Source organism: Paraburkholderia fungorum, from assembly GCF_003610895.1.
Classification (GTDB): Bacteria; Pseudomonadota; Gammaproteobacteria; order Burkholderiales; family Burkholderiaceae; genus Paraburkholderia; species Paraburkholderia fungorum_B.
The window spans coordinates 233,134-256,332 of the sequence record NZ_MCAS01000002.1 but is presented as its reverse complement, the minus strand read 5'-3'; the positions used below and the strand labels follow the sequence as shown (position 1 = coordinate 256,332).

18 protein-coding genes are annotated in these 23,199 nt (G+C 64.6%); 7 read left to right on the top strand and 11 right to left on the bottom strand.

Annotated features, from left to right (window positions below):
* Positions 1–95: 95 nt before the first annotated feature.
* Complete coding sequence (locus BCY88_RS03990) at positions 96–974, bottom strand: alpha/beta fold hydrolase (protein WP_120342981.1); 879 nt, start codon at positions 972–974, stop codon at positions 96–98.
* A gap of 32 nt (positions 975–1,006) precedes the next feature.
* Complete coding sequence (locus BCY88_RS03985) at positions 1,007–2,239, bottom strand: MFS transporter (protein WP_120342980.1); 1,233 nt, start codon at positions 2,237–2,239, stop codon at positions 1,007–1,009.
* A gap of 106 nt (positions 2,240–2,345) precedes the next feature.
* Here BCY88_RS03985 and BCY88_RS03980 point away from each other — a divergent pair, with 106 nt between their 5' ends.
* Together BCY88_RS03980 and BCY88_RS03975 are read left to right on the top strand one after the other, a co-directional pair.
* Positions 2,346–3,236 (top strand): LysR family transcriptional regulator, encoded by an 891-nt coding sequence (locus BCY88_RS03980; RefSeq protein WP_120342979.1) that lies wholly within the window; start codon positions 2,346–2,348, stop codon positions 3,234–3,236.
* Between the two features lie 176 nt (positions 3,237–3,412).
* Positions 3,413–4,231 carry a helix-turn-helix transcriptional regulator gene (locus BCY88_RS03975; protein WP_120343007.1) on the top strand — a complete coding sequence of 273 codons (819 nt, stop codon included), beginning with the start codon at positions 3,413–3,415 and terminating at the stop codon, positions 4,229–4,231.
* A gap of 215 nt (positions 4,232–4,446) precedes the next feature.
* Here BCY88_RS03975 and BCY88_RS03970 read toward each other — a convergent pair whose 3' ends face one another.
* Complete coding sequence (locus tag BCY88_RS03970) at positions 4,447–5,388, bottom strand: LysR family transcriptional regulator (protein WP_120342978.1); 942 nt, start codon at positions 5,386–5,388, stop codon at positions 4,447–4,449.
* Positions 5,389–5,645: 257 nt separating this feature from the next.
* Here BCY88_RS03970 and BCY88_RS03965 point away from each other — a divergent pair, with 257 nt between their 5' ends.
* From BCY88_RS03965 to BCY88_RS03955, 3 genes are all read left to right on the top strand, one after another.
* Complete coding sequence (locus BCY88_RS03965; protein ID WP_120342977.1) at positions 5,646–6,845, top strand: amino acid aminotransferase; 1,200 nt, start codon at positions 5,646–5,648, stop codon at positions 6,843–6,845.
* Positions 6,846–6,905: 60 nt separating this feature from the next.
* Positions 6,906–7,697 carry a class II aldolase/adducin family protein gene (locus BCY88_RS03960; RefSeq protein WP_120342976.1) on the top strand — a complete coding sequence of 264 codons (792 nt, stop codon included), beginning with the start codon at positions 6,906–6,908 and terminating at the stop codon, positions 7,695–7,697.
* An 88-nt stretch (positions 7,698–7,785) separates the two neighbouring features.
* Complete coding sequence (locus tag BCY88_RS03955; RefSeq protein WP_120342975.1) at positions 7,786–8,769, top strand: 2-dehydropantoate 2-reductase; 984 nt, start codon at positions 7,786–7,788, stop codon at positions 8,767–8,769.
* A 109-nt stretch (positions 8,770–8,878) separates the two neighbouring features.
* On the opposite strand, the gene BCY88_RS03950 is transcribed toward BCY88_RS03955, so the two are convergent.
* The 4 genes from BCY88_RS03950 to BCY88_RS03935 form a co-directional block, all read right to left on the bottom strand.
* A complete protein-coding gene (locus BCY88_RS03950; RefSeq protein ID WP_120342974.1) occupies positions 8,879–9,070 on the bottom strand; it encodes a hypothetical protein in 192 nt (63 codons plus the stop codon).
* Positions 9,071–9,089: 19 nt separating this feature from the next.
* Complete coding sequence (locus tag BCY88_RS03945) at positions 9,090–10,808, bottom strand: FAD-dependent oxidoreductase (protein WP_120342973.1); 1,719 nt, start codon at positions 10,806–10,808, stop codon at positions 9,090–9,092.
* Between the two features lie 257 nt (positions 10,809–11,065).
* Positions 11,066–13,018: an AI-2E family transporter gene (locus tag BCY88_RS03940; RefSeq protein ID WP_120342972.1), complete on the bottom strand. Its 1,953-nt coding sequence runs from the start codon at positions 13,016–13,018 to the stop codon at positions 11,066–11,068.
* A 144-nt stretch (positions 13,019–13,162) separates the two neighbouring features.
* Positions 13,163–14,443 carry a DUF445 domain-containing protein gene (locus BCY88_RS03935; RefSeq protein WP_120343006.1) on the bottom strand — a complete coding sequence of 427 codons (1,281 nt, stop codon included), beginning with the start codon at positions 14,441–14,443 and terminating at the stop codon, positions 13,163–13,165.
* Between the two features lie 197 nt (positions 14,444–14,640).
* Between BCY88_RS03935 and BCY88_RS03930 the strand changes: the two genes are divergently transcribed.
* Together BCY88_RS03930 and BCY88_RS03925 are read left to right on the top strand one after the other, a co-directional pair.
* Complete coding sequence (locus tag BCY88_RS03930; protein WP_120342971.1) at positions 14,641–15,783, top strand: metallophosphoesterase family protein; 1,143 nt, start codon at positions 14,641–14,643, stop codon at positions 15,781–15,783.
* Positions 15,780–18,404, top strand: a complete 2,625-nt coding sequence (locus BCY88_RS03925; RefSeq protein ID WP_120342970.1) for an AAA family ATPase — start codon at positions 15,780–15,782, stop codon at positions 18,402–18,404. The genes BCY88_RS03930 and BCY88_RS03925 overlap by 4 nt, the downstream gene beginning before the upstream one ends.
* 94 nt (positions 18,405–18,498) lie before the next feature.
* On the opposite strand, the gene cobJ is transcribed toward BCY88_RS03925, so the two are convergent.
* Genes cobJ through cobG form a run of 4 tightly spaced genes read right to left on the bottom strand, consistent with a single transcriptional unit; the run spans position 18,499 to position 23,133 of the window.
* Positions 18,499–20,274: a precorrin-3B C(17)-methyltransferase gene (gene cobJ / locus BCY88_RS03920; protein ID WP_120342969.1), complete on the bottom strand. Its 1,776-nt coding sequence runs from the start codon at positions 20,272–20,274 to the stop codon at positions 18,499–18,501.
* Positions 20,271–21,002 carry a precorrin-2 C(20)-methyltransferase gene (locus tag BCY88_RS03915; RefSeq protein WP_120342968.1) on the bottom strand — a complete coding sequence of 244 codons (732 nt, stop codon included), beginning with the start codon at positions 21,000–21,002 and terminating at the stop codon, positions 20,271–20,273. The genes cobJ and BCY88_RS03915 overlap by 4 nt, the downstream gene beginning before the upstream one ends.
* A complete protein-coding gene (locus tag BCY88_RS03910) occupies positions 21,003–21,629 on the bottom strand; it encodes a precorrin-8X methylmutase (protein ID WP_120342967.1) in 627 nt (208 codons plus the stop codon).
* A complete protein-coding gene (cobG, locus tag BCY88_RS03905) occupies positions 21,622–23,133 on the bottom strand; it encodes a precorrin-3B synthase (RefSeq protein WP_310796108.1) in 1,512 nt (503 codons plus the stop codon). The genes BCY88_RS03910 and cobG overlap by 8 nt, the downstream gene beginning before the upstream one ends.
* Positions 23,134–23,199: the final 66 nt, after the last annotated feature.

The following is a 23,199-nucleotide window of genomic DNA, read 5'->3' as shown; positions in this document are numbered from 1 at the left end:
TTCTCGACGTGGCGTGCCGGCAGCAGGTGTTCTTCGCGGCAGCCGGCCTGCAGTCGTTGCGCGGACAAGCCGGCCACCGCCCCGGAAAACGTGCACTAGCGCGGCCGCCGCGCCGCCAGAAACTGATTCATCAGCGCCGCCACCTGATCGACGGCTTCATCCAGCACAAAGTGCCCGCCTTCGAGCATATGGACTTCGGCGCCGGGCACGTTGTCGCGATACGCGTGAGCGCCTGCCACTTCGAATGAGGGATCGTACTTTCCCCATATCACGAGCATGGGCGGCTGATGTTCGTCCAGATACCGCTGCCACACTGGATACCGTTCCACGTTGGTTCGATAGTCGTAGAAAAGCTCAGTCTGAATGTCGATTTGTCCGGGCCGCGATAGAAACGCAAACTCATCCGTCCAGGTATCCGGGTCGTAACGATCGGGATTCGGACTGCGCCCAACATGCCGCAAGCGGGTCGCTTCAAATGAAAGCAGATTGGTCCGCAGCGCCGCCTCGTGCGTTGCGCGATCGTTCCAGAAGGCCCTGCGCGTTTGCCATAGTGGACCGAGTCCGGCTTCGTGCGCCACCGCGTTTTGCACCACCAGGGCATCGATGCGCTGCGGGTTCGCAAGCGCAAGCCGGAAGCCTACCGGACCACCATAGTCCTGCATGACCAGGGTATAGCGCTCGAGGCCCAATGCGTCGGTGAAATGCAGCATCACTTCGGCGAGGTGATCGAACGTGTACTCGAAGGCGCTGGGCGAGGGCGCGCTGCTGTGGCCAAAACCCGGGTAGTCCGGCGCGATCAGCCGGTAATTCTGCGCGAGCAGCGGCATCAGCGTCTCGTACATTCGCGACGACGACGGAAAGCCGTGCAGCAGCAGAATCACAGGTGCATCGCGTGGGCCTGCCTCGCGATAGAAAATGTCGAGACCGTCGATTTCGATGCTGCGATAGCGCATGGCGCTGCGAGTGGATGTCATGAATATGCTCCTTCAGTGATTCGTTAGATCGATCATGCGTTGCGTCCGCGCGAACTGTCGCGCAGATGCAGCGCGGCTGCCGCAGCGAAAAAGCCCACCGTGGCGATGCCGACACCCGGCCAGCCCCAATGCGCGAGCGCGGGGCCGGCAATGGTCGCGCCCACCGCGCTGCCGACAAAAAAGAGCCCTGTATAAAGGCCGTTTACGCGGCCACGCGATTCGGGCGCGAGCAGATTGATCGCGCGCCGGCCCAATGCCTGATCGGCAATCACACCGCCGTCGATAAAGAATGCAGCGACCGCCAGCATGGCGATCGCTGCGGCGCGCGAGACGCCTGAGCTCAACGCCAGTATCGCCACCAGGGCGGCCGCGATGGCAACCGCGTGAGCGAGCATGGTGGCGGGCTTCGACCAGCCCCTGTCGCCGGCGCGGCCCGCCAGCGGTGCAATGAACACGCTGCCGCCACCGGCCAGAGCGAACAGTGCGACGGAGGTGCTGTTCAGGCCGAGCGGCGCGCGCGTCAGAACGATGGCAACGCTGCTCCAGAACGCATTGAAACCGGCCATGAGCAGGCCCTGGTACAAAGCCCGGCGGCGCAGCACGGGTTCATGCGCCACGAGACGCGCCATCGACGCCAACAGCGCGGCATAGGGCGGGGCCTGGAGCGGGCGCACGTCCGGCAAACGCGGCACCACGGCGAGCGTGACAGCGGCGAGCAGCACGGCATCGGCGCCATAGAAAGCGCGCCAGCCAAGGGCGCCGCCGATCACACTGGCCAGCGGCCGCGACAGGAGAATGCCGAGCATCAAACCGCTCATGACGTTGCCGACCGCCTTGCCGCGTGAGGCCGGCGGCGCGAGCGACGCCGCCGCGGGCACCAGCATCTGCACGACGCTCGATGTCACGCCGACGGCGAACGATGCAGCCAGGAACACCGGCGCCAGCGGCGCGACGGCGGCCAGTACGAGACAGGCAATCTGCGCGAATAACGTGGCGGCAATCAGGGGCCGATTGGGCAGGCGGTCGATCAGCGGCACGAGGCCGACCAGCCCGGCCGCATAGCCGAGCAAGGTCAATGCGGTGACGAGCGTGGTCCATGCGCCGAGATGCAGCGAGGTGTTGAGCGGGCCGATCAAGGTTTGCGATGCATAGAGGGGCAGCACGGCGACTGCGACCATCGCGGCGAAGCGCACGGTCGGAACGCTGTGTGCCGGCGGGATGGTGGCCCGGGCTGCTGTCTGGCACTGCATCGTGGGAGAGTCCATGTCGGGCGAGCCCTTAAGTGAAGACGAATCGATGCTACTCTCACGTTGGACAAATACAATTCGCGCTGCATTTGATACATCCTCACGAAAAACGGGAGAATTGGCGATGGATGCCTTACGTGACCTGGAAACCCTCGTGGCGATTGTCGAGGAGGGCAGCCTGACGAGCGCCGCGCGCCGGCTTGGCCGCTCGTTGCAAGCCGTCAGCCGGTCGCTGCAGGTGCTGGAGCGGGCCCACGGAACGACCCTGATCGTGCGCACCACGCGCACTTCGCAACCGAGCGCCGCCGGCATGCGCTTTTACGAGCGGGTCAAAGGCGCGCTGACCGAACTCGAACTGGCGCGCACCGAGCTCGCCGAGGAGGCGCACCGGCTCACCGGCCGGTTGCTGATCAATGCGCCGTCGCTCTTCGGACCGCAATTCATCGCGCCGCTCGCCGCGGAGTTTTTGCAGCGGCATCCGCAACTGGAGTTGTCGCTCGATCTGAGCGACGCGTATCGCGACCCGGCGGAGACTGGCGCGGATGTGACGATCCGCATTGGCGAAACGCCTGATTCAAGGCTGGTGGCGCGGCGCATCGGCACGCTTCGGCGGGTGGTGTTCGCAGCTCCCGCCTATCTTGCCGAACACGGCAGGCCGTCGCATCCGCGGGATCTGACGCGGCACGATTGCGTCGTTCGCACCGGCGTGCCAAATCCGGGGCGGTGGGTATTTGCGTCGCCCGAAGGCAATGAAATTGCGGTGAACGTGGCCGGCCGTTTTGACAGCAACCAGGTGGCCGCGGTGAATGCGGGGGTGCTCGGCGGGATGGGCATTGGGATCGCCGCCTTCTGGCAGATTCAGGAATGGGTCGAGGCAGGGCGGGTGGAGGTTTTGCTGCCGGATTTCCAGCTCACGCCGTTGCCGCTGCATGCGATGTGGGCAAAAATGCGGCGCTTGCCGCAGAGAACGCGGCTGCTGGTCGATTTCCTCGCGGTTAAATTGGGGACGTTGTAGTTTCGTTCGTTTGCCGGCGGCCTGGCGCCTGGCTTGCGTCAGGTTTGCACTGGATTTTTGTCGACGCTGGCGGCATCGGCGGATTCCACCACCAGGGCCGTCTCGCATGAGGCCTGATGCACCGTTGTGCTACGCTTGACGGACTGAAACCCAAGCTTGGCGAGTTCGTCTTTATCATGCGTTCCTGGCGCGTTTCCACACCGCCCCGCAGCGGGCACATCAATACGTCGCGTGTGACCGACCTCGTCATGTCGATTTCGCATGCCGACCCGGACGCGCTCGCTGCAAGCATTCTGAAAACTGTGGGCGACGCGCTGCCCGTTTCGCAGTGCACGATTTTTGCCTATGAGTTCGACGCGAGGCCACGTACCGTCTCCGCCGCCGATCACCGCGGCGGCCGCTTTCTGCGCAATGTCGCCGACCACTATGCGACGCACTTCTATGCGCTCGACGGCAACCGCGCCATCGTCGGCCGCCCGCAAGCAAAACAGCAGCATGAGGCCTTAGTGCTGCACCAGCAGCACAGCGAAGAAATCGAGAACGAAGCTTACCGTGCCGCCTGCTATGCGCAGCCCAATGTGTCCGACCGCTTATCGTTGCTTCTGCAACCAATGGAAAGCGTCTGGCTGTCGATCAATCTGTATCGCGACCGCGCCTACGGCATGTTTCATCCGGGTGAACTTGAGCATGTGGAAAGCGTGGCGCATCTGTTCGCCCATGCGGCCAAAAGCCATTACGCGCTCAATGGACAGCATCAGCAGGGTACGGCCGCCGCGATGCTGGCACGCGTGAGACGGCACTGCCCGGCGCTGACGCCGCGCGAGATCGACGTGCTGCGCGGCACGCTGGAAGGCGCAACTGCCACTGAGATCGCTGAGCAAATGGGCATTAAGGCCACCAGCGTGATTACATATCAGAAGCGCGCTTACGCCCGGCTGGGTATTTCCAGCCAGCGCCAGTTGTTCGCGCTTTGTCTGCTGCCTGAAAGAAACTGAGCGGATCTGAGCGGATCTGAGCGGATCTGAGCGGATCTGAGCGGATCTGAACGGTCCTGACCGGACTTGAACGGCCCAGGCCGGTTCCGGCCCAGTGCGCCAACGCCGCCGAGCTTATGACCGCAGACTGGCCGCGCCGTCGTCGACTTGTCGTTGACTTGTCGTTGACCATCAATCGGGCAATAGCCGAAGCGCAATCGAACCCGCGTCGATAACTACCCGCGCTTTGCCCGCGAATCGGCTTGCGTTTCACGATCCCAGCTCTTCAGCCACGGCATGATGAATTCCGCGAAACCGTCCGCCGGCGGTGACAGGGTGCGTTCGGTCGAGCGATACACGCATACCTCGCGGATGGTTTCCGGATCGACGATGCGTTTCATGACCAGCCCGAAGGTTCGCGCAAGCGGCGCGACGTAGGCGGGCGCGAGCGTGACGGCAAGCCCCTGTGAGGCCACCCCGAACGCAGTGGTGACATTGTCCACCACGTCCACCGGAATGATGCGCGCCTCCACCGGCAGATTGGCCAGCATCTGTTCGACCGCGCGCTCGTGATCGCGCCCGGTGGCGACAATCGGCACGTCGCGCAGATGCTGCCACTGCACCCGGCGCCGCGTGCTCAGCGGATGCGTTGGCGCGCACCACATGACCCATGGGCTCGCGAAGGCCGGATCGCAACGCACCCGCGTGCCGCTCTGGCGATCCGGGCCGATCGCGAGGTCCACGTCGCCGCTTTCCACGCGCTCCACCAGTTGTTCGACCACGGTATCGCAAACGCGCACGACCACTTTCGGCTTGTCGCGCGCATAGTCGGCGATCGCCGCGGGCAGCGCGGTCGCCGCGAGCACGAGAGGTGCGCCGACCCGCACGATACCGGCCGCGCGATTGCGGATGTCGTCGGCGGACTGGGCGGCGGCGCGCACATGGCGCAATACGGATTCGGCCGACGACAGAAAATCCTGCCCCGCGCTCGACAGATTGACGCGCCGCGTCGTGCGGTCGAACAGGCGAAAGCCCAGTTCCGTTTCCAGGTCGGCCAGCAACTGGCTGACCGCCGACGAGGTCAGCCCGAGCCGTTCCGCCGCCGCGCCGATGCTGTGCAAATCGACGATGGCGAGAAACGCTTCGAACTGACGGATGGTGACGCGTGTGAGTGGCATCAGGCGATTCTAAAGAAAAACTTACTAATCGTGAAAAATCGATTGATTGTATGTGGCAAGCCTTTGGCCGACACTCGTGCTGGTCGACGCGCGGGGGGAACCCGCTTAGACTTTCGTCTTGCCCACGCGGCTCGTGCCGCGCAGCCAGGCTGCAACAGCCCACATCCAAAGTGCATCCTGGGCGCATCCGGGGTGCATCCTGGGTTATATGCAGGCCGCACCTCAGCCACACGCGGGGCTCCACTCAAGGAATTGCCATGTTCGACCACATTCCCGCCTATCCGGGCGACCCGATTCTGAGCCTGAACGAGGACTTTCAACTCGATCCGCGGCCCAACAAGGTCAACCTGAGCATCGGCATCTATTTCGACGACGCCGGCAAGCTGCCGGTGATGGACGCCGTACGGCATGCCGAAACCGCGCTGCTCGGCGCGATCGGCCCGCGCTCCTACCTGCCGATGGCCGGCCTGCCGCAATACCGCGACGCAGCACAGGCTCTGGTATTCGGTGCTGACCATGAAGCACGTGCAGCAGGCCGCATCGCGACCTTGCAGACCCTCGGCGGATCAGGCGCGCTGAAAGTCGGCGCGGATTTTCTGAAGCGCTATTTCCCGGCCTCGCAGATCTGGATCAGCGATCCGAGCTGGGAAAATCATCGCGTGGTGTTCGAAAACGCGGGCCTCACGGTCAACACCTATCCGTACTACGACGAACACACCGGCGGCCTGCGTTTTGCCGACATGATCGACACGATCGGCCGCTTGCCCGAGCAGAGCATCGTGCTGCTGCACGCGTGCTGCCACAACCCCACCGGTGTCGACCTGAGCCCGGCGCAATGGGCGGAACTGGTGCCGGTATTGCAGCGCCGCAAGCTGATTGCGTTTGTCGACATGGCGTATCAGGGTTTCGGCTCGGGCCTCGAGGAGGATGCCGCCTGCGTGCGTCTGCTCGCCGATGCGGGCGTGCCGCTGATCGCGGCGAATTCGTTCTCGAAGAATTTCTCGCTGTACGGCGAGCGCTGCGGCGCACTGAGCGTGGTGTGCAAGAGCAAGGAAGAGGCGGCTCGCGTGCTCGGTCAATTGATGTCCGCGGTGCGCGCCAATTACAGCAATCCGCCGACGCACGGCGCGCGCCTCGTCGCCAATGTGCTTTCGGATGCGTCCTTGCGTGCTTCATGGGAAGCGGAACTCGCCACCATGCGCGAACGGATTCTCGCCATGCGCGGCACGATTCACGACGGACTCGCCGGCCGCGTCGATGAAGTAATGCGCGCGCGTTATGTCGCGCAGCGCGGCATGTTTACCTACACGGGGCTGAGCGAAGCCCAGGTGGAGCGTTTGCGCAGCGAATATGCCGTGTATGTGCTGCGCTCGGGGCGCATGTGCGTCGCCGGATTGAATGCGCGCAACGCCGGCTATGTGGCGTCGTCGATCGCGGCGGTAGTGGCGGGCGCATAACGGCGGCTACTCGCAACGCACGCGCGTTCGAACCTGTGAACGATAACAACGGAGACCCTGATGTCGATTCTTGAAGTACAACCGGCGAGCCCATCGAAGTCCGCCACGATGCATCCCGACGAATGGCAGGCGCGCGTGCAACTGGCGGCGTGCTACCGCATCTTCGATATGCTCGGCTGGACCGAGATGATCTACAACCACATCACGTTGCGCGTGCCGGCGAGCGTCTGCGGCGGCGAGCGTCACTTTCTGATCAATCCGTTCGGCCTGCACTACAGCGAAGTAACGGCGAGCAACCTCGTGAAGATCGACGCGCAAGGACGCGTGCTCGACAACTCGCCGTACCCGGTGAATCCCGCGGGTTTTGTCGTGCACGCGGCGATTCACGAAGGCCTCGCCGATGCGCACTGCGTGATGCACACGCACACGACGGCCGGCGTCGCGGTGGCCTGCCTCGAAAACGGTCTGGAGCAAACCAACTTCTATAGCGCACAGTTGCACGACCGTATCGCGTATCACGATTTCGAAGGCATCACGGTGCATGCCGAAGAAGGGCCGCGTCTGCTCGAACATATCGGTAACAAACAGGCGGTGATCCTGCGCAACCATGGCCTGCTTGCATGGGGCCACACGCTGCCGCAGACTTTCGCTATTCTGTGGACGCTCAATCGCGCATGCGAAATCCAGATGGCCACGTTCTCGATGGGCCGCGCGCGGCCGGTGCCGGAAGAGGTGGCGATCCGCTGCTCGCGCGATTCGTTGCAGTTCGATCCGCGTCACGGCGCGGGACAGGACGTGTTCGACGCGCTGGTGCGGCGCGTGGATCGCATCGACGCGAGCTATAAGGATTAGCGCGAGGATTGATGCGAGGACTGACGCTGGGACTAACGCGAAGCTTGAAGAAAAGCTTGCCTCTGGAATCAAAGCAAGGAATGAAGCAATGAAAGTAGGAATCTACGGTGCAGGCGCGATCGGCGGCTGGATCGGCGTGAAGCTCGCGCAGGCCGGCCACGACGTGAGCGTGGTGGCGCGCGGCGCGACACTCGGTGCGTTGCAGCAACACGGTTTGCGTCTGATCGAAGGCGGCGTGACGCACACCGTGCAGGTGAAGGCGAGCGAACAGCCGGCTGATCTCGGCGCGCAGGATCTCGTCGTGGTGGCGGTCAAGGGTCCGGCAATGGCGTCGGTGGCCACGCATATCGCGCCGCTGATGAACGCGCAGACGACCGTGCTGACCGCGATGAACGGCGTGCCCTGGTGGTTCTGCGACGGACTCGGCCGCGATTTCGCCGGCAAGCGCTTGAAGTCGATCGATCCTGACGGCGCGATCGCCGCCGCCATTCCGACCGCGCAAACGGTGGGCTGCGTGGTGCATGCCAGCTGTCTGATCGAATCGCCGGGCGTCATCAGGCATCATCAGGGCAACGGGCTGATTGTCGGCGAGGCGTCGGGGCAACCGAGCGAACGCGTCAAAACGCTCACCGCCGCGCTCAGCGCAGCGGGCTTCAATGCATCGATGTCCGAGCAGATTCAGCGCGACGTCTGGTACAAGCTGTGGGGCAATATGACGATGAATCCGATCAGCGCCATGACCGGCGCGACCACCGACCGGATTCTCAGCGACGAGCTGGCGCGCAATTTCGTCACGAGCATCATGCTGGAAGCGAAAGAGATCGGCGCACGCTTCGGCATTCCGATCGAGCAGGCACCGGCGGATCGCCACGAGGTCACGCTCAAACTCGGCGCGATGAAAACCTCGATGCTGCAGGACGTACAGGCGGGTAAAGCGGTTGAGCTCGATGCGCTGGTGGCCGCGGTGCGTGAACTGGGTCAACTGACGGATGTGCCGACGCCGTACACGGACGCGCTGCTCGGACTCGCGCGCCTGCATGCGAGCACGTTGGGTTTGTATCCGCGTCAGTGAGCTTGGCGAGGAGAAGACCGCCCCGCGTTGTCAACGGGGCGGTTTTTTTCGTCTGATGGTTGGCTTCGGTGGCGTCGTGCCGTATTCCAGCCAACGCACTCCAGCCGGATCAGGCAGTCACGCTCGAAGCAGGCGGCAGCTTCGCCGCCTCGATCAACGACAACGCCCGCTGCATGTCGCCGAGCTCCGTGATGGATAGCAGCGCAAGGCGCGCCAGATACAAGGAGGCCTGCGTTTCGCCTTCAGCGGTGAGTGTCGTGCAGAGCGTCGTGTAGACGAGGTCGAGTTCGCTATCGGTCATGATGGGGATTCCTCCTGAGTCATTTCGTCAGACTGGCCGTCACGGCGCTTTGCACCTTCGCCGCGCTGCCGTTGCGCCAGCGGGCGAGTACATGACCGTCCGGCCTGATCAGATAAACGGTGCCCGGTGTCGCGTCGAGCATCTCGTGCAAGCGTCCCGCCGGATCGGCCACGTGCGGGCTGGCGGTGCGCGGCGCGTCGCCCGTGACCAGCGTGACGGCTTTGAATGGAATGCCGTGTTCGCCGAGCGCGTGGTGCAATTGCTGCCATGCTTCGTCTTGCGCCGCCTCCATGCCGAAGCGAAGCGCGGTGAAGCACGGCCCAAGCAGATCGGTGAGATGGATATCGACCGCGACCCCTTCACATAGGCGTTGCAGCCGGCACTCCGGCAGCACGGCGCCTGGCGCCGGCCCTTTGCTGAACGCGTCCGACGCGGCGGCCGCGACCTGATTGAGCGGCGACTGGGTGTAGGCAATCGCGTGCGTCTGCCGTGGATTGATCAGCGGCCGCACGGCGGGATGATGTCCGGCCAGTCCCAGCACGGCCTTGCGCATCAGGTCGAATGCGAACGAGGGCGGCGCCATGAATTCCGTGCTTTTCATGCCGTAGCTCAGATTTTCACGTGCCGCGAAAACGCGCTCGTCGCTGTAGCTGTCGAGTAGACGCGCCGACGCAATGCCATTGACCACGCAAGCAAGTTTCCAGCCGAGATTGTCGGCGTCGTCGATGCCGGAGTTCGCGCCGCGCACGCCGAAAATCGGCACGAGATGCGCGGCATCGCCCGCGAACAGCACCGAGCCGTGACGATAACGTTCGAGCGTCAGGGCGTTGGCCTTGTAGACCGTAATCCAGATCGGTGACCATTCGCCGGTTTCGCCCATCGAGTCGAGCACGCTCTGCACGCGCGGCATCACGTTTTCAGGCTTGACAGCGTCCTCGGGGTCTTCATCGTCGCGAAGCTGGTAGTCGATACGCCAGACGTTATCGGGCTGCTTGTGCACCAGTACTGTCGAGCCGGGATTCGAGGGCGGATCGAAATAGGCGAGCCGTTCGGTGGCGCGCTCGCTCTTCAGTTCGATATCGACGATCACGTACCGGCCTTCGTAGCTCGTACCCGTGAGCTTGAGGCCCGTTGCCTCGCGAATCGTGCTGCGGCCGCCGTCGCAGGCAACGACCCAATCCGCGCGCATTTTCCAGGCGGTGTCGCCAGTGCTCAGGTCCAGCGTCGCGCCGGTCGCGCCGTTGCCGGTGTGCTGTTCGAGGCCGGTCACGCGCGTTTGCCAGCAGATGTCGATCAGATCGGCGTGCTGTTCCACTTCGTCGAGCAGCAACTGTTCGATCTGATATTGCGCGATGTTGATCATCGGCGGCAGCGATTGCTCGTCGTCCTGATGCATGCTGAAGCGGAACACTTCGGCATCGCGGTAGAAGCTGCGGCCCCCGGTCCATGGCAGGCCCTTTTGCAGGAAACCGTGCACGGCGCCGAGGCGTTTGAAAATCTCCAGGCTGCGGCGTGAAATGCAGATCGCGCGGCTGCCGGTGCAAACGCCGTCGTCGGCTTCGATCAGCACGGAGCGCACGCCCTGGCGAGCCAGCGCAAGCGCCAGCGTCATGCCGACGGGGCCGCCGCCCACGATCGCCACCGCGCGCCGCACGGCGTCGCGCCCGTCAACCAGCGGCGGCACCACGCCTCGATAGTGGCGAGGCGTGAAGGGATAGGGTTTGAAGCTGCGGCTCATGCGTGTCTCCTCTGGATCTTCGATGCCGATGGATTGCCCGCCACGGCGCTGAATGTGCTCTGAAGGCGGTGCGAATCGATGGGTCAAGTATGAACGAGGGGTAACGCGCGGCTGTCCTCATTTTGGGTACATGGCGCAGGCGTCGCGATACTGTGCAAATAGAAAAAGAAAAAGCCGCGAGGTGCATTGGCCCCTCGCGGCTTCTGGCATTCAATCGCGCAGGGAACTGCGCGGGTTATGTCAATCCGCCCCCGCTGTCAATCCGCCCCCGCCGCATGCGAAGGCTGGCGCGAGTACTGCACGCTCGCGGCCACCTGACATTCCTCGATCATCGCGCGGAACGTCGGCGCCGCGTGCGAAGCGCCGGTCGCACCCATTTCAGGGCCGGCTTCAGGCGCGCTGCCGACGCCGACCACCAGGGTCGCCCGCGGCCGCCATTCCCGCGTACGCCGCAACATATTGCGCAGATACGGGGGCGACTCCGGCGCGTCGAGCGAGATGATGCAGATGATCGGCGCGTCCCTGAAGCTCGGTTCGTCGGCATGCGCGCTGCGATAGCCCGAGTGTGTGGCCATCATCGGCGTGAGCCCCTGACGCCCGAGCAACTGCACGGCGATGGCGGTGGTGACCTCGTCGAATGCGCCGCGTCCGGGCACACACAACACCGAGGTCTTCTCGCTTTCAGGGCGCAACGCCGGGCGGCCCGGATGGTGGCTGTCGTGCCGCTCCGAAAGATCCGCCGACGCCGAAGCCAGCATCGCTTCAGCCGAGTCGGCCGGTTCGGCGCGTAACAGGCGGTCCGGCAGGCCGTCGGCAATTTCCAGGTTTTCGACGATGTCGACCAGCGCGTCATTGATGCGCGCCAGTTGCTCAGGCATCAGCACGCCGCGCATCGCATCGTTGCGCGCGAGTTTGAGACCTTCCAGCGCGACATTGTCGTAGTAATCGATCAGCGACATCTCGCGCAGCAGACGCTCCGCCTGCACGATGGCTTCATGCGGATCGTCCGCCAGAAGCCGCTGATAGAAGTTCTGCGCGGGCGTTAGCGCGGGCTGGTCGCCCAGCAGCACCGTGAGGAAGTTCAGACGGTCGGCGTAGCGGCCGAGCGTGACGACGCACAGCGTGAGCGGCGTGGACAGCACGAGGCCAATCGGCCCCCACAGCCAGCTCCAGAAAATCGCCGCCACCACCACCGCCAGCGGCGACAGGCCCGAGCGATGGCCGTACAGCAGCGGCTCGGCGATCTGCCCGGCCACCACATCGACGACGATGAAGAGGATCAGCGTGTAGACCGCCATGGTCCATTGCGGCTGAATGGCGGCGGCGAGAAACACCGCAAGAATCGCCGCGATCCAGATGCCGATATACGGCACGAAGCGCAGCAAGGCGGCAATCACGCCGAACAGCAGCGCGCCGGGCACGCCGATAATCGCCAGACCTATCGCGATGATCCCGCCCGCGCTGAGGTTCACGCCCAGTTGCGCGACGAAGTAGCGGCTCAACCGCCCGGCGGCGTCATTGATCGCCGTCGTGGTGCGGTGCAGATCGCGCGAACCGAACAGACTGATCAAACGGTCGCGTAGATCTTCGCGTTGCAACAGGATGAAGATCGTCACGACCAGCACGATAAAGGTGGTTTCGATCGGTGCGATTGCCGGTGACAGCGCGCGTTGTGCGAGTTGCATCGGCGTGGGCGAAGGCTCGTGCACTTCGACGGGCGTCGGCACGGGGGGCGCATTGCGCGCCGCGCGTCCAGTCAGCCGCGGCGGGCTCGGCTTGGTCGGCGCGACGCGTTGCAGCGTGGCGGCCGCGCGGCTCATCAGCGAATCGGCACGGCCGACGGTTTTCTCCTGCACCGTCTCGATCTTTTGCTCGATCGCCACCTGATACTGCGGCAGATCGCCCGCCAGTTGCACGAGTTGTGCGCCGATCAGCCCGCCTACGGCCAGCAAGGTGGCGAGGGCGAACAGTACGGCGATAAAGATCGACGGCAACTGGCCCATGTGCAAACGCCGCAACATCTGCACCAGCGGGGCGAGCAGAAAACTGAGCAGCACCGAGAGCGTGATCGGAATCAGCACCGCGCGGCCGAAGTACAGCGCGCACACCACGACCACGCCGGTGATAACCGATGCGAGGCCATGCAGACTGGGCGTGCCCGGCGGGTATACGCGGTTTGGCCGCCCAGGCGGCGGTAACGGAATTTTCATGAACGCACTTCTCGATGTGGTGGCGCTGGCGCTTTGCCTGAAGGCACGCGCTTAGGAAACGCGAACGGCGGCAGGATGATAAAGCGCCCGAGCAATTCGTATGCCTGGATTGTAGGCGCTTTGGCGTGCGGCGGTCGTCTCCGCTTAGCCGATGTGCAGCCGCAACAGTTCGAACAGGCGTGAACTCAGATACAGCAGCAAGCCGATAAAACCGCCCACGATCGTTCCGTTGATGCGGATGTACTGCAAATCCTTGCCAATGTTCAACTCGACTTGCCGTGACATTTCGCGCGAATCCCAGTTCTTCACTGTATCGCTGATGTGGCGCGTGAGGAACTGGGCAAAATCCGGCGCCATGCCGCGCGCCGCTTCTTCCAGGTGGTCGTTCAACGACTGCCGCAGCGCCGGGTCGTGCGCCAGTTCATGACCCACCCATTGGCCCATCGCCATCACGCGGGCGTGCAGGGCGGAGTCGCTGCTTTGCAGATCGCGCTTGAGCCATGCGCGCAATTCGCCCCACATGTCTTTCACATAGGTACTGAGCGCTTCGCCTTCCACCAGATAGCGTTTCAGGTCCTCGCCTTTTTGCAGGAAGGCCGGATCGCTCTTGAGCTTGACGATCAGCTTTTGCGCCGCCTCGTCGAATTTCTGGCGCAACTGGTGCGTGGGGTTCTCACTGATCTGCTCGAGCATCCGGTTCACCACATTGGCGATCGTTTCGGCGCCTTTCTCGCCGAGCCACGCCGACGGCAGGATCATCTCCATCTTCGGATACTCGTTCTTCACCCACTCGACAATGCGCTCAGCGATAAACTCGCGCGCTTGCGGTTCGCTGAGCAGCGCCACGACCTGTTCGATGCCGGCGTCGAGCAGTTCCTGATGACGGCCGTCTCGCGTGAGCGTGTCGAGAATCGAGCCCATGGATTGCGACAGGTCGATTTTGGCCAGCACGTCGCGCAGCGCGTCCTTGATGAAGACCTGGATGCGCACGTCGTCCGTCAGTTCGAGAATGCCGCCCGTCAGTTTGACCACGTAGTCGCCCAGACGCGCGGTGTTGGCCGGCCTGGTCAGCCAGCCGGTGATGCTTTGCGCCGGGTCGTGTTTCTGGATCAGCCCGACCAGCGACGGCACGTCGAGAAACTTGTCCTGCACGAACACCGCGAGGTTATCGGCGATCTTATGCTTGTTCTTCGGAATGATCGCCGTGTGCGCTGAGACCATCGGGATCGGCACACGGCGAAACAGCGCGACCACCGCGAACCAGTCGGCGAGCGCGCCGACCATGGCGGCTTCCGCCACGGCCTTGATGCCGTCCACCCAGATGCCGCGCGGCATGAAAGCGGTTACGACGAAAACGCAGGCGGCCGCCGCCAGCAACAGCAGCGGGGTGCGCTTGGCCTTCTTCAGTTCGGTCTCTTTGTTCATCGGCGGCGGGGCAGCGGGGTTCGATTCGATTGGCATGAAGCGGTGCGGCTGATCGTCTGGAAACGCGAGTGTAGCGCCGCTCTTGCCGCTGCGTGGCAACGGCTTGGGACATGCTTTGACGCGCCGGCGCGGTAACATGAGCGCCGAACGACGATTGAGCGAAGATTGACGATGCAATTGAACGGAATGGAGGCACAGTGATCAGGTTTCTGCACACCGCGGACTGGCAGATAGGGACGCAGTTCGGCCAGTTCGAGCCGGACGAAGCCGCGCACCTCGCGCAAGCGCGCTTCGAAACCGTGCGCCGGATCGCCGGGGAAGCAACTGCGCGCAAGGTCGACGCCGTGCTGGTCGCCGGTGACGTATTCGATCTGCAAACCGTCTCGGACACGGTGATCCGTCGTCTGTTCGGCGCGCTGCAAGCGTTTTCCGGACCGTGGATCATGCTGCCCGGCAATCACGACGCCGCGCTGGTCGAGAGCGTGTGGACCCGTGCGCGGCGCCTGAACTGCATTGCGCCGAACGTGCAGGTAGTGCTCGAACCCGGCGTGGTGACGCTCGACGCCTGCCAATGCGCGTTGCTTTGCGCGCCGCTCACGCAGCGCATTACTTACGACGACACCACCGGCTTCTTCGACACGGCAGAGACGCCCGCCGGCTATCACCGCATCGGACTCGCGCATGGCAGCGTCAGCGGGATCCTGCAGGAAGGCATCGATTCGTCGAATCCGATTGCCGCGACACGTGCCGCGAGCGCGCGTCTGGACTATCTCGCACTCGGCGACTGGCATGGTCATTTGCGTGTCGACGAGCGCACCTGGTATGCAGGCACACATGAGCAGGACCGCTTCCGCGCCAACGATCCAGGCTTCATGCTCGACGTCACGCTAACTGAGCCGGGCGCCGCGCCGCTCGTTGAAGCGGTGCGGGTGGGCCAATATCAATGGCATCGCTGGGACGAGACGATCTCGGTGCCCACCGATGTGGATTCGCTCAAGACGCGCCTTGGCGCGTTGGGCAGTCACGACGTGCTGCGGATCACCGTAAGCGGCACGACGGCGCTGGTCGAAGCCGAAGCGATTCACGTCGCGGTGGAGGAGGCCCGTGCGCGAGTGCGTGCGCTGCGCGTCGATCTGAGTGGCCTGCAGGTGCTGCCCACCGCAGCCGATCTCGCCGAACTCGGCGCGCAGGGCGGCTACCTCGCGAAGGTCGTGGCGCGTCTGCGCAGCTTGCAGGAAGACCCGCAGTCCGACCCGCTGCAAATTAAGCACGCGGCGGAGGCGTTATTGCTTCTGGCGCGTTTTCAACGTGAACTGCCGCGCGAAGCGAGGTCCGCATGAGGCTGGAACGTATCGCGATTCAGGAGTTCAAGCAGTTCACCGGCCGGCTCGTTATCGATGATCTGCAGCCCGGGCTCAACCTGTTTACCGGTCCGAACGAGGCAGGCAAGAGCACAATCGCCGAAGCCGTGCGAGCGGTGTTCCTCGAACGCTACGAGGCTTCGCATCTGAAAGACCTGCTGCCATGGGGTAAGGCGAGCGGGCAGCCCTCGGTTGAAGTGACCTTCGATATGGACGGCACGGCCTGCCGGCTGTCGAAGCAGTTTGTCACACGCCAGCGTTGCGAGCTGAAGATCGGTCAGGCGGTGTTCGGTGAAGATGAAGCCGAGGACAAGCTCGCTGCGTTGCTCGGTTTTTCCCGTGCCGCGCGTGGGCCGCTCAAGGCGGAGAACGCCGGCGTGCCGGGCCTGTTGTGGGTGCAGCAAGGCGGCACGCAGGAGCTGCGCGATTCCACCGGGCACGCGGCGCAGTATCTGCGCGATGCCCTTTCGCAACTTTCGGGCAGCACCGAATCCGCCGGCGAGGATGCGCTGATCGCGGCGGTGCAGCGCGAGCTTCGGCAACTGCTTACAGCGCGGACGCAAAAGTCCACCGGGCCGTTGGCCGAGGCTGAACAGGCGTTGGCGGCGCTCATTGGCGAACGGGATGAACTGGAGCAGCAGCGCCAAACGTTCGACGAGAACCTTGGGCGGCTTGCCGCGCAACAGGAAGCCTTCGACGATGCGCAAGGCAAGCGTCCGTGGGAACTTCACGAGCAGAAAGCGCTGCAGGCGCAACAGCGTGCCGATGCCGCGGCGGAACTCGAACGCAGTCTTCAGGTGCTCTCGAAGTCATTGCAATTGAGCGACGCGGAACTGGCATTCTCGTTGCAGCAGGAACAGACGGCGAACGAACTGGAAGCCGCCGTGGCACGCGAACGTCAGCAACTCGACGCCGCACGCGCCAAGGTGTCGGCGGTGCAGAACGAGCACGCGCAGGCGCAGACGAACGTGGCGCAGCTCGAACAGGTGTATGCCGACGCGACCCGCGCCCACGAACTTGCGAACGCCGCGGTTACCGCAGGCGATCTGCGCAGTCAGATCGCGCTGCACCGCACCGAGAGCGAGCGGCTTGAAACGGCGATCGCGGACGCCGGCAAGGCCAGCGAGGCCGTGCTGGAGGCGACGCGCGCGGCGGCGGCGCTCGAAATCGATGGCGCGCAACTGAAGCAGCTCCAATCGCTCGACGCCGAGTTGACCGTGCTGCGTGCACGTACCGAAGCGGCGATGACCCGCATCGAATACCGGTTAAATGGAGAGATCACCGTCGGCGATGCGACGTTAAGCGGCGCGGGTGTGCTGCGGCTCGATGAGGAGAAGCGGATCGGTCTTGGCGAGCTCGGCGAACTACGCGTGATTCCAGGCGTTTCGGATCTGCCCGCGCAACTGTCCGGGCTGGCGTCGCTCGAAACCCGCCATGCGCAGTTGTTGCAGGCGCTGGGCGTGGCGTCGTTGGGCGACGCAGAGGCCCGGCACGAGCAGTGGAAGGCGCTCGTCGCGCAGCAGAAAAGCCAGGCGAAGATTCTCGAGTTGCATGCGCCGCAGGGTATCGACGCGCTGCGTGCCGCGTTGGCGACGGCCGCTGCACGGTTGCAGACCTCGAATGAGCGGCTGGCGGTCCTGCCGGATGTGTCGGCGGCGCCCCCGCTCGACGAGGCTCGCCGCGACGCCGGTATCGCGCGTGAGGCATTGGAAGCCGCGAGAAAAGTGCTGGAGCAGGCGGCGGAAAGCAGGTCCACGGCGACGGCGACGACCGAGTCGCTCGCGGCTCAGTTGCAGCGAAAGGAAGCCCAACTGGGCGACGAAGCGTTTTGCCGCAGCCGTGCGCAATGGCAGACGAAAATCGTCGAGCAGCGTGTGCAGGTCGAGGCGCTGAAGAAGCAGCTCGAAGGACGTGCGCGCGAACTGGAAGCGGCACGTCTGGACGATCCGGCAGCGGAAGCGAAACGTTATCGTGCGTCGGCGGAGCTTGCGCGCAACGAGCAGCACGAACGGCAACTGCGGATCGCGGGATTGCGCAGCCAATTGGAGACGGTGGGTGCGTCCGGGCTTGGAGAGCGTCTTGCTGCTGTGAAAGCGTCAGTCGAGCAGGCCACGCGCCGCAAGGACGAACTGAGTTTGCGGGCGGGCGCGTTGAGTCTGCTGGATGAAGTGCTGGTCGACGAACGCGACGCGGCGGTGGCCCAACTGCGTGCGCCGTTGACCGAACGGCTTGGGCATTACCTGAAGCGGATTTTCCCGCAGTCGACGGTTGCGCTTGGCGACGATCTGAGTCCCGCGACGCTGGAGCGTGATGGCCGCGCGGATACCCTCGATGCGCTGAGCTTCGGCACGCGGGAACAGCTTGGCATCCTGACGCGGCTCGCGTATGCGGATCTGTTGAAGGCATCGGGCCGCCCGACCTTGCTGATGCTCGACGACGCCGCCGTGCATACCGATGCCACGCGACGGGACGCGATCAAGCGCGCGCTGATCGACGCGGCCACGCGGCACCAGATTCTGGTGTTCACGTGCCATCCGGAGCTTTGGGACGATCTCGGGGTGAGGCAGCGGGCGATCGATGATTTGAGGGTAGCGGCTTAGGTGGTTTAGGTGGCCTGAGTGGCTTAGGGGTTGAACGGAGCGCGTTGGAGCAGCCAGGTTGCTGCAACGAAGATGGTATGAGTGGGCAAACTGCTCACTCGTACCACCGCGGCGTATAAATCCACTCGCCACCGTCGATACCGTTAGCAAACCCCCGCGTTGTGGACGACCCGACGATTACCATCGTGCGCATATCCACATCCGACGAGCGCAGCTCGCCCAGTGTGATCGTGCGCAGCGTGCCGCCCGGCCGGCCGATGTCGCGACCAAGCACCACCTTCGTCGCTGCCGCCCGATACTCGCGCACGATATCCAGCGCCTTGTCCAGTTGCCATGGCCGCGCGCGCGAGATCGGGTTGTAGAAAGCCATCACCAGATCCGCTTCGGCCGCATGGCGGAGGCGTTTTTCGATGATGGCCCACGGTTTCAGATTGTCGGATAGCGACAGCATGCAGAAGTCGTGGCCCAAGGGCGCGCCGGCTTGCGCCGCGGTTGCCATGGCCGCCGACACACCCGGCACGATAGCGAGTTCGACCGCGCGCCAGCCGGCGTGCGTCGAGCCGCCTTCTTCAAGCGCCTCGAGCACCGCAGCCGCCATCGCAAACACGCCAGGATCGCCGGACGACACCATCACCACCGACCGTCCTGCGCCAGCGAGTTCGAACGCGTGGCGCGCCCGCTGCATCTCCTCGCGATTGTCCGTTCCATGTACGCGTTGATCGGCGCGCAACGGGCCGGCCATCTTCACGTAGGTTTCGTAGCCGAGAATATCGGTGGCTTCGTTCAGCGCTGTGCGGGCGGCGGGAACCATCAGGTCGGCCCGGCCAGGGCCCAGGCCGATTACCGTCAGGCGGCCGCGCGCGCGGCCGATCGTCGCCGGGTCGATTGCCAGCGCGGATAATGCGAGCGCAACCCCCGCGTCCGCGTCGTCATGCAACGTCTGATAGGGGACGCGCAGCGCGGCATGCAGCAGATTGCTCGGCGGCTCGCCGTCCTCCGGGCGCGGCTCGGCAAACCGCAGCGGCACGTTCAGGTTCGCCGCGGCAGCGGCGAACGCCGGGTCCGCGATGCGTTCGGAAGAGACCAGCAATGCCGCGAGCGAGAGGACGGCAAGACCATGCGAGTCCAATGCCTCGCGCACCAGCGCGGCGATGCGCGCGCCCGCGTCCGTCTGCGCATCTGGACCGGAGTGTGAGGCGAGTTCCGCGTGTGCAGCGAACTGTGCGCCAGCACACGAGACCGCCGCCACCACGCTGCGCGGATGAATCACCAGCTCATCATCGCGTCCGTCCCACGCACGCGGCGTCACGCGAATCCCCAAACGTGCCGATTCGGCTCGCGGCAGTTGCGCATCGTCGAGCCACGGTGCTTCACCCTCGATGCGAGTGCTTTCTCCGGCCAGCAGATCCGACACGAAGCGCTTGCCCTGCGCGATATCCGCGAGCGCATAACCTTCGGGGGGATTGAGCACACACGTTCCGAAACGCAGCTCGCCACTCGTCGTAATCGCAGGCGACACGGCCAACGCGGCTGCAATCTCGCGCGCCATGACATTGACGCCCGCGAGACCGCCCAGCAACGGCACGACTGCACTGCCATCTTCCGCCACGGCGAGCACCGGCGGCTCGACGCCCTTGTTCGACAACAGCGGCGCAACGCAGCGAATCACGATTCCTGCGGCGCACAGCGCAATGACCGGCGTGCCGCGCGCATACAGATCGCACAGATGCGCGCGGAGCTCCGTATACGCGACGTCGGCCTCGACGCGTCCTTGCAAGGCATGCACCTGGGAGCCCGAATACAGCGTCTGGATACGCCGCGCCGTTGCCAACGCGCCCGCGCCCAGAATCACGATCGCCGGCGGCGTCATCCTTGCCATCTTTCCCCCGGCACCACGAGCAGCGAAAAATACGGCGAGGCCATTGGATCGACTTCATCGAGCGGCACAATGCGCTGATTGCCCATGGTCGCGCGTTCGACGTAAAGCGCCCGATGCGCGAGCCCCAGTTCGCCGAGCACGCGCCGCACCTTGTCGAAATTGCGGCCGAGTTTCATGATGACCGCGGCGTCCGCATCGGCGAGACGCCGGCGTAATTCGTCTTCGGGCAACACGCCCGAGAGTACCGACAGACTCTGGTTGCGATACACCAGCGGCGCGCCGAGTACCGCCGCACCGCCGAGCATCGAGCACACGCCGGGCACGACTTCAGCCTCGAAACGCGCCGCGAGGCGGTCGTGCAGATACATGTACGAACCGTAGAAAAACGGGTCGCCTTCGCAAATCACCGCGACGTCGCGGCCCGCGTCGAGATGGCCGGCGACGATTTGCGCCGCGGTGTCGTAGAAGTCGGCGATGATCGCTTCATACGAGAGCGGCGGTTCGAGCGCTTCGGTCGTGACGGGATAGACGAGCGGCAGATGCTGTTGCGTGTCATGCAGATGCGCTTCGATGATGCTGAAGGCGTTGCCTTTTTTTCCCTTGGCGACGAAATAGGCGACTACGGGTGCGGCTTTCAGCAAACGCAGCGCTTTCAGCGTGATGAGTTCGGGGTCGCCAGGGCCGACGCCGAGGCCGAATAAACGTCCTTGCACGGTCATTTACTCGACCTCCGTCGCCAGTGCGTTCACGGCGGCGGCGGCCATCGCGCTGCCGCCGCGCCGGCCATGAATCACGACGTAGGGTACGCCGCGGCTATTTTCGGCCAGCATTGCTTTTGATTCGGCCGCGCCGACAAAGCCGACCGGAAAACCCAGAATCAACGCGGGCCTGGGCGCACCGTCATCGAGCATGTCGAGCAGATGAAAGAGGGCGGTCGGCGCGTTGCCGATTACCACGACGCTGCCGGCCAGATACGGACGCCACAATTCGAGCGCCGCGGCCGAGCGCGTATTGCCGAGTTCGCGCGCGAGCGCGGGCACGTCCTGGTGCGCGAGCGTGCAGATCACTTCGTTGTTGACGGGCAGGCGCGCACGGGTGATGCCTTGCGCCACCATGCCGGCGTCGCACAGAATCGGCGCGCCTTGTGAGAGCGCCGTGCGGCCGGCAGCGCCCGCGCCTGCGGAAAACTGCAGCGCTTCGATGACGTCGACCATGCCGCAGGCGTGGATCACGCGCACCGCGAGTTTTTCGAGGTCGGCGGGGATGCGTGAGAGGTCGGCCTCGGCACGTATCGTCGCGAAGGATTGGCGATAGATCTCCTGACCGTCGCGAATGTAATCAAGCATCTGAAGGGCTCCAGGCCGGGTGTGCCGATGAGTCGAGCAGGTCGGCGGCCCGTTCGATCGTAAGTTGGCGCGCGACGCATGAGCCGAAACCTGGCTTGCCGTCGCGTTGAAAAAGGTCGTAGATGCCGGGCGCGGTGGCCAGCAACGTGTATGGCGCGCAATGCGCGGCGGCGCATGAGCGCGGACAGCCGCTCAGATGCACGTCGACGTCACCGGAGAGGCGGTCCGCCAGCAGCAGAGCGTCGGCTTTGGTATCGGCGAAGCCCTTGGCGCAGCCCGTGGAACCGGCGCAGGCGATCAGGCGTGTAATCGCTTGCGCGGGATCGCAGGCGAGGCCTAGCGCGGTCATGTCAGCGACAACAGCCGGTGCGTCATGCGTTGCGATATCGGGCAGCAGGACGCTTTGCCAGGGTGTGATGCGCAGCGTGCCATTGCCGCGCTGTTGCGATATCTCGGCGAGGCCGCGCAAGGTGACGGCGGTGACGCGTCCGAGCGGCGGTTGACCGCCTGCGTGTTGCAGGCCCACGCCGCGCTGGGCATGCGCGCCGAGGCGCAGCGTGGCATCGGCAGGCGTGCCGCGTTGCCAGTGTGCGAGCGACATGTCGCGCGACAGCGGGAAATCGACATACCGTTGAGCGTGCAGCAAGACGGCGTCGAAGGAATGTGCGGCAAGCACATGGCGCATGCGCGTGGCGTCGGCGGTGGCCAGGTCGAGGAACGTATGCAGCAGCGCACGGACCAGGGCGGCGACTTGTGACGGCAGCACGGCAGCGAGAGCGCCGGGTGGCGCGTTCGCCTCGCTTGCCGGGCAGCCCGCCAGACCGAACACAAATCGCACCGCGCCGTCCGATTGCGTCGCCGCCAGCCAGACGTCATGCGGATGATCGAGTCTTGCAAGGCGCTCGCCGCCGTCGAGCAGCAGCGCGAATTTGGGCGATAGCGCGGCGAAACGCGCTTCGGTCTGCAGCAAGGCGAGCAGTTCGAGGCAAAGTGGCCGCGTGTCGAACAGCGCAAACGGATCGCGCCCGGCAGTCGGGCTCACCATCACGTTGCGCACATCGTCCGCTGAAGCCGCGAGCAGCACGCTGGACGCATCCTCGGCAGCGGACGTCGTACTCGATCCGGGAGTGGCGCCTACAGTCAGCACAGCGGTCGGTCCAACAGTCGGTCCAACAGTCGGTTCAGCGGTTGGTCCGATAGCGGGTCCAAGACCCGCGTCGACCAGCGCCGCGATCAATGCCGTTTCATGCCCGCTTCGCACGCCACGTACCTGCAGATTCGCGCGATTGGTCAACTCGATCACGCCGCTTGCATGCCACATGCTCGCGTCGGCAATAACGATGGCCTGCGCCGCGCTCAGCTCGCCGCCGGGCAATTTGATCCGGCAGATCCCGCCGTCGCGCGCGGCGACGATGCGCAGCAGCCCCGGACACGCCGAGGGCCGCGGCACGAGGGCCGCGTTGGGCAAAGCAGTGGAGGGCGAAGCTTGGTTCAAGACGGACACCGGGTTTAACGTCGCGCAAGGACCTGAGCGCCGCCCGCGCGGGCGTTGCTGCGGCATCGGTACACC